At 60.5% G+C, this 8,416-nt stretch carries 9 protein-coding genes; 6 read left to right on the forward strand and 3 right to left on the reverse strand.

Annotated features, from left to right (window positions below):
* Positions 1-21: 21 nt before the first annotated feature.
* On the reverse strand, positions 22-1,392 hold the full coding sequence (locus ABYO54_RS10615) for a Gfo/Idh/MocA family protein (protein WP_372808223.1): 1,371 nt from the start codon (positions 1,390-1,392) through the stop codon (positions 22-24).
* Between the two features lie 170 nt (positions 1,393-1,562).
* Positions 1,563-1,883 carry a hypothetical protein gene (locus tag ABYO54_RS10620; RefSeq protein ID WP_372808224.1) on the reverse strand — a complete coding sequence of 107 codons (321 nt, stop codon included), beginning with the start codon at positions 1,881-1,883 and terminating at the stop codon, positions 1,563-1,565.
* 251 nt (positions 1,884-2,134) lie between these two features.
* On the opposite strand from ABYO54_RS10620, the gene ABYO54_RS10625 reads away from it, so the two are divergent.
* The 6 genes from ABYO54_RS10625 to ABYO54_RS10650 all read left to right on the forward strand — a co-directional run bounded on the left by ABYO54_RS10625 (position 2,135) and on the right by ABYO54_RS10650 (position 7,322).
* The gene (locus ABYO54_RS10625; protein ID WP_372808225.1) at positions 2,135-2,728 is read left to right on the forward strand and encodes a hypothetical protein; all 594 of its coding nucleotides are present in this window, start codon (positions 2,135-2,137) and stop codon (positions 2,726-2,728) included.
* A gap of 135 nt (positions 2,729-2,863) precedes the next feature.
* Positions 2,864-3,199 carry a hypothetical protein gene (locus ABYO54_RS10630; protein ID WP_372808226.1) on the forward strand — a complete coding sequence of 112 codons (336 nt, stop codon included), beginning with the start codon at positions 2,864-2,866 and terminating at the stop codon, positions 3,197-3,199.
* Positions 3,200-3,287: 88 nt separating this feature from the next.
* Positions 3,288-4,211 (forward strand): PTS sugar transporter subunit IIA, encoded by a 924-nt coding sequence (locus tag ABYO54_RS10635; RefSeq protein ID WP_372808227.1) that lies wholly within the window; start codon positions 3,288-3,290, stop codon positions 4,209-4,211.
* A 78-nt stretch (positions 4,212-4,289) separates the two neighbouring features.
* Positions 4,290-5,726, forward strand: a complete 1,437-nt coding sequence (locus ABYO54_RS10640; RefSeq protein ID WP_372808228.1) for an SLC13 family permease — start codon at positions 4,290-4,292, stop codon at positions 5,724-5,726.
* A gap of 124 nt (positions 5,727-5,850) precedes the next feature.
* Positions 5,851-6,492, forward strand: coding sequence for a hemolysin III family protein (locus ABYO54_RS10645; RefSeq protein WP_372808229.1), 642 nt, complete (start codon positions 5,851-5,853; stop codon positions 6,490-6,492).
* Between the two features lie 410 nt (positions 6,493-6,902).
* A complete protein-coding gene (locus ABYO54_RS10650; RefSeq protein ID WP_372808230.1) occupies positions 6,903-7,322 on the forward strand; it encodes a hypothetical protein in 420 nt (139 codons plus the stop codon).
* 68 nt (positions 7,323-7,390) lie between these two features.
* Here ABYO54_RS10650 and ABYO54_RS10655 read toward each other — a convergent pair.
* Positions 7,391-8,416, reverse strand: a 1,026-nt coding sequence (locus tag ABYO54_RS10655; RefSeq protein ID WP_372808231.1) for a glutamate--tRNA ligase family protein, incomplete at its 5' end; no start/stop codon positions are given.

Here is an 8,416-nt window from a genome sequence, read left to right on the forward strand (position 1 = left end):
CTTGGGTTGGAAGCTACGTAGTTAGCTCCAAAGTTCCTCGCCGTATTCCCAGCCTTTGCGGACGGGCTCCTTGAGGTATTGGTTGAGCTCGGGGCGGTTGGTGATCCGCATGTTTTTCGAATCCCATTCGATCCGTCCGCCGTGGTTCACGGCAATGATGCCGAGCAACATGATTTCGGTGAACGGCGCGGCGTAGTCGAAGTTCGAACCCGGCTCGGGGCCGCCCTTGACGGCGTTGACCAGCTCGAGGATCGGGCCGCCTGCGATGCGCGGATATTTTTCTTCGGGATACCCCGCCTTCTTGAATTCGATCGCGGCTTCCCGGCTGGAGAGGCGCGGGTTGTTGGAGCGTTCGTCGGTGAAGCCGTTGTTCTTCGTGCCGTAGTAGATCGTACCGGCGTCCGGAAGGTTGCCCCAGCCCCAGTCTTTCGGGGTTGCGGGGGTGAAAAGCTTGGGATCGCCGTTGTACCAATAGAAGGTGCACGGGGCCTTGTCGCCGCGCCGTTCGAAGTCGTAGCGGACGCGGCAGCCGTCGGCCACCATCCACTCGTTGCCGCCCAACACCTTTTCGGCTTCGATGGCGACCGGCTCGTAGAGGTCGAGCAGCCAGATGGGGGCGTCGGCAATGTGGCAGAACCAGTCGCCGAACATGCCGCCGCCGTAGCGGTTGAAGCCGCGCCACCGTTTCGGGTGGTAGAGTTTGTTGAAGGGGTTCGGGCCGGTTGGTCCCTGCCAGAGATCCCAGTCCAGGGTTTCCGGGACCGGGTCGGTGGAGGGCGGCAGGGTGTCCGGGCGCTGGAAATAGTTGCCGTTCCATTTGGGGCCGTCGCGGAAGGAGTGCGCTTCGGTGATCTGGCCGAAGATGCCGGATTCGTACCATTCGCGCATTTGGCGGATGCCGTTGAAGGTGTGGCCCTGATTGCCCATGTTGGTGAGCACCTTGTATCGGTCCTTCGCCCGTTTGAGCGTGCGCGCCTGCCAGATGTTGTGCGTCAGCGGTTTCTGGGTGAAGGTGTGGATGCCGCGTTCCATGGCGGCCATGGTGGCGGCGAAGTGGGTGTGGTCGGGCGTGCTGATGCAGACCATGTCGATCTCCTTGCCCAGCTTGTCGAGCATGACCCGGAAGTCGGTGAACTTTTCCGCCTGCTCCATCGCGGGAAAGCGCTTCGCGTGTTGGCCGAACATCTTTGAATCGACATCGCACAGGGCCACGAGGTTTTCGTCTTTCGTCCCTTCCAGCGATTGCCAGGCAACATTGCCCGCGCCGATCATGGCCACGTTGACCTTTTCGTTGGCCGACTGACCGGGCTTTCCGATGCTGAAGAGCGGTAGGGCGGTGGATGCCGCCACTGCGGTTTTCTGGAATGATCTACGATTGATTTTATTCATCATCTGTCCCTTTGTTGGTTTTATAAGCCCATGCTGTATTTCGCAAAAAATCGGGTCGTTTGGGGCGGAATCAGGATGATTGTCCTCGCCGATAGCACAATATTCCCGTGGATGGCCCCTTCTTGCGCAAAGGAAACGCCCGGCGGGTTTTGAAGTGGACAACCGGTTTGGTTTTAGGCCAGGGCATCGATGGTTTCCATGAGTTGCGGAGCCGGGGGCTGTTGTTTGCAGTAGGATGCCAGCTCCTGCGCCAGCCTGCGAACCACGTCGAGGTGGTCGGGGCTGGAAATTAGATTTTGCCGGCCGGCGGGATCGCGGTTGAAATCCAACAGCCACGGTGCGCCGCGTTCGTGGACCGCCAATCGATAACCGTCCGACGCGATGGAAATCCAGCGGCCCTTCGACCCGGAGCCCTCGGTCACGGCGGGGTGTTGCGCGGCCATGGCGGGCAGGGCGGCCAGTGCGGATGCAATCAGATAGCTTCGCCGGTTCATGGTTGGGCCGGCTCCGTGAGTCTGATCCGCCGATCCCGTGGTTTGATCCTATCGCCCGCCATGGTGCTCCTTCCGAATTGCCGTCCTGCATAAAGGGGTAGCGTTTTTTGCGGAAAAACAAAAGCCAAGATCCGCGCGGGGATGGCGGGCGCGGCCGCGCTTCCAATTCGGACATGCGGAAGCGGACGCTCAGTATTGCACCTGACACGGCGAGGCGCTACTGTGCCGTATCTCAACTTGGAGTTCGTCTTATGAAATGGTTGGTCCTGGTGGCGGCGGTATTGGTGGTTTCGGGGTGTGCATCCGTGGGCGAGCGGGGCTACCGCCCGGCGACGCACGCCGAGAAAAAGGCGTTTGCCCGAGCCGACCGATCGGTATCGCCCCAGGCGGTCCGCAGCGATTTCGTTTCCTACGGCGGGATGGAAGTCGCCTGGGCCGGCATCATCAAGAATGTGCAGTACAGCGAAACCGAACGCACCTACCTGATTGCCTTCGAGGTGGAACATTGCGGGTTCGACTGGACGGAACGCGGCGGCACCGAACCCTTCCGGTTGACCGCCCCGGGCGAGGGAACCTTCACGGCGGGGTGGTATGCCAACAAGCCGACCCGTGTCAGCTATCTCCAGCTTCTCGCCGCGCCCGGCGACATGCTGATTGTCTACGGCAAGCCCCATCAAATGAAAAACGGGGTCGTGCAACTCGCCGCCACGGCCATCCGCCCGGTCAAGGTGGGCGGCTTCGCCATCCACCCGTCCGCGAAGCCGCAACCCGCTCCGGCAGCCGCCCGCATGCCTGAAAGCGGCAACCGCGCGCTCGATTCGCTGACGCTTCCGCCGGACGAGTAGCGAATCGCGCGTTGGCCCCCGAGGCCTTGCGGCTTGGATGGCCGGACCACCACGGGGAGTCCTCTTTTTTCTTCCAAGCCCGGTCATTCCCGCCTATATTGCCGCCATATGTTTTTTACCCGCTGGAAAGGCAACATGGATACGAACGAAAACAACCAGGAAACAGGCTTTTTCTTCAAACCGGAGACGGGCAATGCGCTGGCGGTACTATCGGGGCTCTCCTTTTTCTTTCTGAGCATGATTCTTCCGCTGGTGGGACCTGCCGGAAGCCGGGTTCCCCATGCCGAGCAGAACAAGTCCGTCTTCCTGTCGGTCCTGATGCTGACCTTCGTACTGTCGGTGACCACGGCCTATTCCAAAATGGGCTGCCGCCGTTTGAATGGCGGGCCGCTGCCGTTTTTCTCCTTCGGGCTTTGCGGCGCGTGCTTCCTGACCCTGTTCATTCTTCTTTTCAACGGTTTTGCCATCTGATTCGGAATTCGCATGATCCTATTTCATCAATCCCGGTGCGCTCCAAGGCTCGCCGGGTTTTTTTGTGTCAACAGACAGGGGTGGAAACATGATGACGACAAAGGAAGTCCGCCTGGCGGACTATCTGCAGCAAGACTGCGTGCTATGCAATATCGATGCCCAGACGCGCGACCAGGCCATTGACCAACTGGTCGGGGTGCTGCACCGAAAGCTCAACGGGTTCGATCCCGCCGAGGCGGTGCAGGAGGTGCTTGCCCGCGAGCGGCAGGCCCCGACCGTGCTGGCGGAAGGGCTGGCGTTGCCGCATGCGCGCCTGGCCGGCTTGACGCGGCCTACCTTGGCGCTCGCCACCTCCCTGCGGGGCATCGATTTCGAGGCGATCGGCGAAGAACCCGTCCACGTGATTGTGCTGATCCTGACGCCGAAGGACGATCCCGGCGCCTATCTGCGGCTGATGGCCTCGCTCTCCAAGTCGCTGGCGCAACCGCACCTGATCAAGCGCCTGACCGTCGCCGGAGACGTGCGCGAAGCGTTCGGCATCCTGACCGAGGGGCCCGAAAAGGTGGAGGTGAAGCTGAACGCGGCCAGCATCATGAACTCCAACCCCGTCACCCTCGACGAAGGCAACACGCTCGCCGATGCCATCCAGGCCTTCTGCTCCAACCGGATCATGGATATTCCAATCGTCGATTCCGACGGCGACCTGCGCGGCGTGATCGCCCTCGAAGATCTGCTCGGCCAGAGCCTGCCGCAACACCTGCTTTGGATGGAGGACCTCAGCCCCATCGAAAACTTCGAGCCGTTCGCCGAACTGCTGCGCAAGGATTCCGAAACCAAGGTGGCGGATTTCATGCACGATAAGTTTGTCGCCATCCCGCCCGACATGCCCGCGATCCAGCTGGCCAAGATTTTCCTGATGCAGCATGTCCGGCAAATCCAGGTGGTGGATGGAAGCCGGTTCATGGGGTCGGTCAATCTCGACGGGTTCAGTTCGCAGATTTTCTGGGCGTAAGAAAAAAGGGATGGATGGGGGCTGTTCCGCACGGTCGGCCATCCAGGGATCCAATCATCCAATCAGATAGGTGTTCATATGCATAGCGACGACAATGGGGGAGTACTCACGACCAAGCAGTTGATGCTGCGCATGGTCATGCTATTGGCGATCAGTGTCGGTATCGGCATGGCCGGGGCGGTGTTCGGCGGTTTCACGGAAAAGCAGGTGGTGGCGTCGAGCGTGTTTCTGGCCATCATTCTCGGGACGCTCTTTTTCTGGACCTTCCGCCTGTCGATCGCCTTTCTGGGCCTGACGGTGCTGGTCTTCACCCACTCGCTGAGCATCGAAAGCTTTGTGGCCTCGGCCGAGCTGCCGGTCATCCTGTTCCTGGTGGGCATGATGATCGTGGTCGGGGCCTTGCGCGATCTCGGCTTCTTTACCTGGGTGGTGCAGGCGCTTATTTCGATTCCCAAAATGTCGGGCCGCAAATTCATTGCCGCAACGTCGGTTGCCTCGGCCCTGCTGGCCTGCGCGGTGGACGAGGTGACATCGATCATCTTCATTGCCACGCTGATCTTCCAGGTGTGCAACCGGCTCAAGCTCAACCCGACGCCCTACATCATCATCTGCGTGCTCTGCACCAACATCGGAAGCGCCGGAACCATGATGGGCAACCCCGTCGGCATCTTCATCGGCACCAAGGCCGGACTCACCTTCGGCGATTTTTTCCGATGGGCGTTTCCGATCATGCTGGTGTCGCTCGGTTCCTGCGTTGCCGTCACGCTGGTCTGGTTCCGCAAAGAGCTCAACCTGTTCGACGAGCGGTTGCAGGAGCGCATGGATCGGCAGCTGAGTCTCGTGCCCAAGGTCGTGGTGCCCTACAGGCGCGGTCTGGCGCTCCTGCTGTTCACGCTCGCATTCATTGCGTCGCACCACGCGCTGGAGGAGGGGCTGGGCCTCGATAAGAACAGCATCCTGCTGGTGGCCCCGCTGGCCTGCGCGGGCGTTGTCATGATCATGAAGCGCGAGCGCGCCCGCTACTACGTCGAGCACGAGGTCGATTGGTGGACGCTGCTCTTCTTCATGCTGCTGTTCGCCATTGCCGGCACGCTGGAGCATACCGAGGTCACGAAGGTCATCGCCGATGGCTTCGTCAATGTTTGCGGCGACAAGCCGGGCATTCTGATTCCATCGATCATGGCGACCACCGCCATCGGCTCGGCCTTCGTCGACAACGTCATTTTCGTGGCGGCGTTCTCGCCCGTTATCACGGCGCTGGGGGAAACGGTACCCGCCATGCCGCTGTGGTGGGCGCTGTTGTTCGGCGCGTGTTTCGGCGGCAACATCACGCTGATCGGCAGCACGGCGAACATCGTTGCGCTCGGGATGCTCGAAAAGCAGTCGCACGCGCATGTCGGCTTTATTCAGTGGCTCAAGATCGGGGCGCTCTCCGCCTTCATCGCCATGCTGATTGCCTGGGTCATGCTCTCCGTCATGGCGCCGTACATGCATCCGCTGGCCGGTGCCCATTGAGCCGCGTTGCATCGATAAATCGGATGCATTGGATGCTGTTTTTCATGGGTTCCGCCTGATTTAATGTGGGCCGCATTTTGGAGCAAGCCTGCATGGCGAGAGCCGGACTGCGCGGGGAATAAGCATGGCCGAAAAGAAAACATACGGATCGGGCGAGGAACTTGCCCACGCCATTACCCATGGCATCGGCATCTTGATCGGGATTGCCGTGCTGGTGTTGCTCGTGGTTTTTTCCGCGATGCGCAAGAGCGCGTGGGAGGTGGTGAGCTGCGCGGTCTATGGAACCACCTTCATCCTGCTCTATCTGGGTTCGACGCTCTACCACGCCGCCACGCATCCGCGGGCCAAGGCCGTCCTGAAGATCATCGACCACTCCGCCATCTATCTGCTGATTGCCGGAACCTACACGCCGTATGCCTTGGCGCCCCTGCGCGGCGCGCTCGGGTGGAGCATTTTCGGGTGCATTTGGGGCGCGGCAATCGTCGGCATCTTCTTCAAGGCATTCTTCATCGGGCGCTACAAGGCGGTCTCGCTCATCAGCTATCTGTTCATGGGCTGGTTTTGCGCGATTGCGATCAAGCCGCTCTTCCGCGAGCTGACCACCGCCGGGTTCGTCTTCCTGGCCGCCGGGGGGCTCTGCTATTCCGTCGGCGCCATCTTCTACGGGTGGAAGTCGCTCAAGTGGTCGCACACCGTCTGGCACCTCTTCGTGCTCGCCGGGAGCCTCTGCCACTTTTTCAGCATCCTCTTCGGCATCGCGCTTTAAGCGCCCCCGATCCGCGCGGCTGCATAAACCCAACCCGGCGAATGGAGCCACACAATTCCGCCCAAGCGGAAGGAATGGCCTCGGATGGACACGGAGACTCCCTGCCAATGGAACTATTGGCCACAAGAGAGCGCAACCAACGCAGAGGCAACGAAAGATTGCTTTGTTCTCTCTGTGCGCTCTCGTGGCTAAGACTCTCCTAAAGCATGGCGGATAGGCTGGCTTGCAATGCAGCGGCTTTCTCGATAGCTTCCCGGCATGCGGAACCGTGTGAAGCAGAGCTTTTCAAAACATCTTTTTGGGGATGCCGAAGAGGAACCCGATCCATGCGGCTTGAAAGGCCGCTCGTGGAGCGATGTGAAGAAGACCGTGCTGGAGACCAACCGGCTATAGATCGGGGAGGCTATGGTATGAAGATCAAGTTTTCTGAGATTGAACGGGCTTTTGAATACGTCAACTTTGGCGCTATTCCGGGCGGCAACACCGCGCTGCTCGACAAAGCGACGGGCGAGATCTATTTCAAGTCCGACTTTGCAGGAATCGATGAAATTCCGGGAGAGGCCTATCGGTCCGAGAGCACGGTGGAGATTCCGCACAAGAACGACCTCGATCTTGGAAGCCGGTTGGTGTTCCGCTTTGTGTGCGACACGTTTCCCGACGGCTACGACAAGGTACGCGAAATTTTCAGCCGTCGCGGCGCCTACGCTCGCTACCGTGATTGGCTGGAATACAACGGCCTGCTTGATAAGTGGTACGACTACTCCAACGCCGCCGAGGAGACCGCGCTTCGCGAATGGTGCGCCGGCGAAGGGATCGAACTGGAGAGGTAGACACCCCTATCCTCTTCCTTCCTCGTTCCCGTTCGACGGGGACGGGAAGGCGGGACGAGGTTGGGGGGTTACATCCCTTTCTTCGGGGCGCGCAGCGTGAGGGTGCGGTTGAAGACGGGCGCTTCCGGGGTGTGGTCGAGGTCGGCGCAAAAGTAGCCGACGCGCTCGAACTGGTAGCGCGCGCCGGGTTCGACGGTCGCCAGCATCGGTTCGAGCTTGGCGGTGATTACCTCCAGCGAGTCGGGATTGATGAAATCCTTGAAGTCCTTTTCCTTGTCGCCCAGCGGGTTTTCGACGGTGTAGAGGCGGTCGTAGAGGCGCACCTCGGCATCGACGGCGTGCTTGGCGGAGACCCAGTGGATGGTGCTGCGGACCTTGCGCCCGTCGGGGGCGGAGCCGCCCTTGGTTTCGGGGTCGTAGGTGCAGCGCAGTTCGACCACGTTGCCGTCGGCATCCTTCACGATTTCGTTGCAGGTGACGAGGTAGGCGCTGCGCAGGCGTACTTCGCGGCCGACGGTAAAACCCTTGAACTTGTTGGGGGCGTCGTCCATGTAGTCGGTGCGCTCGATCCACAGCTCGTTCGAGAAGGGAACCTTGCGGGTGCCTTCCGCTTCCTTCTGCGGATGGTTGGGGATCTCGAATTCCTCGGCGAGCTGCTCGGGATAGTTTTCAATCACGACCTTGATCGGATCGACGACCGCCATGGCGCGCAGCGAGTTTTCGTTGAGGTCGTCGCGGATGATGCTTTCGAACTGTTCGATCTCGGTGATGCCTTCGAACTTGGTGCAACCGACGATGGCGCAGAGTTTTTTGATGGCTTCGGCGGTGAAGCCGCGGCGGCGCATGCCGCAGAGCGTCGGCATGCGCGGGTCGTCCCAGCCGGAAACGCGGCCTTCGTTGACGAGCTGCAGCAGGCGGCGCTTGCTGAGCACGATATAGGTGAGGTTGAGTTTGGAAAACTCATATTGCCGGGAGCGGAAAACGTCGAGCTCTTCGAGGATCCAGTCGTAGAGCGGGCGGTGCACCTCGAATTCCATGGTGCACATGGAGTGGGTGACGCCTTCGATGGAGTCTTCGATGCAGTGGGCGAAGTC

Origin of the sequence: Pontiella sp. (genome assembly GCF_041622395.1) — a bacterium.
Taxonomy (GTDB): domain Bacteria; phylum Verrucomicrobiota; class Kiritimatiellia; order Kiritimatiellales; family Pontiellaceae; genus Pontiella.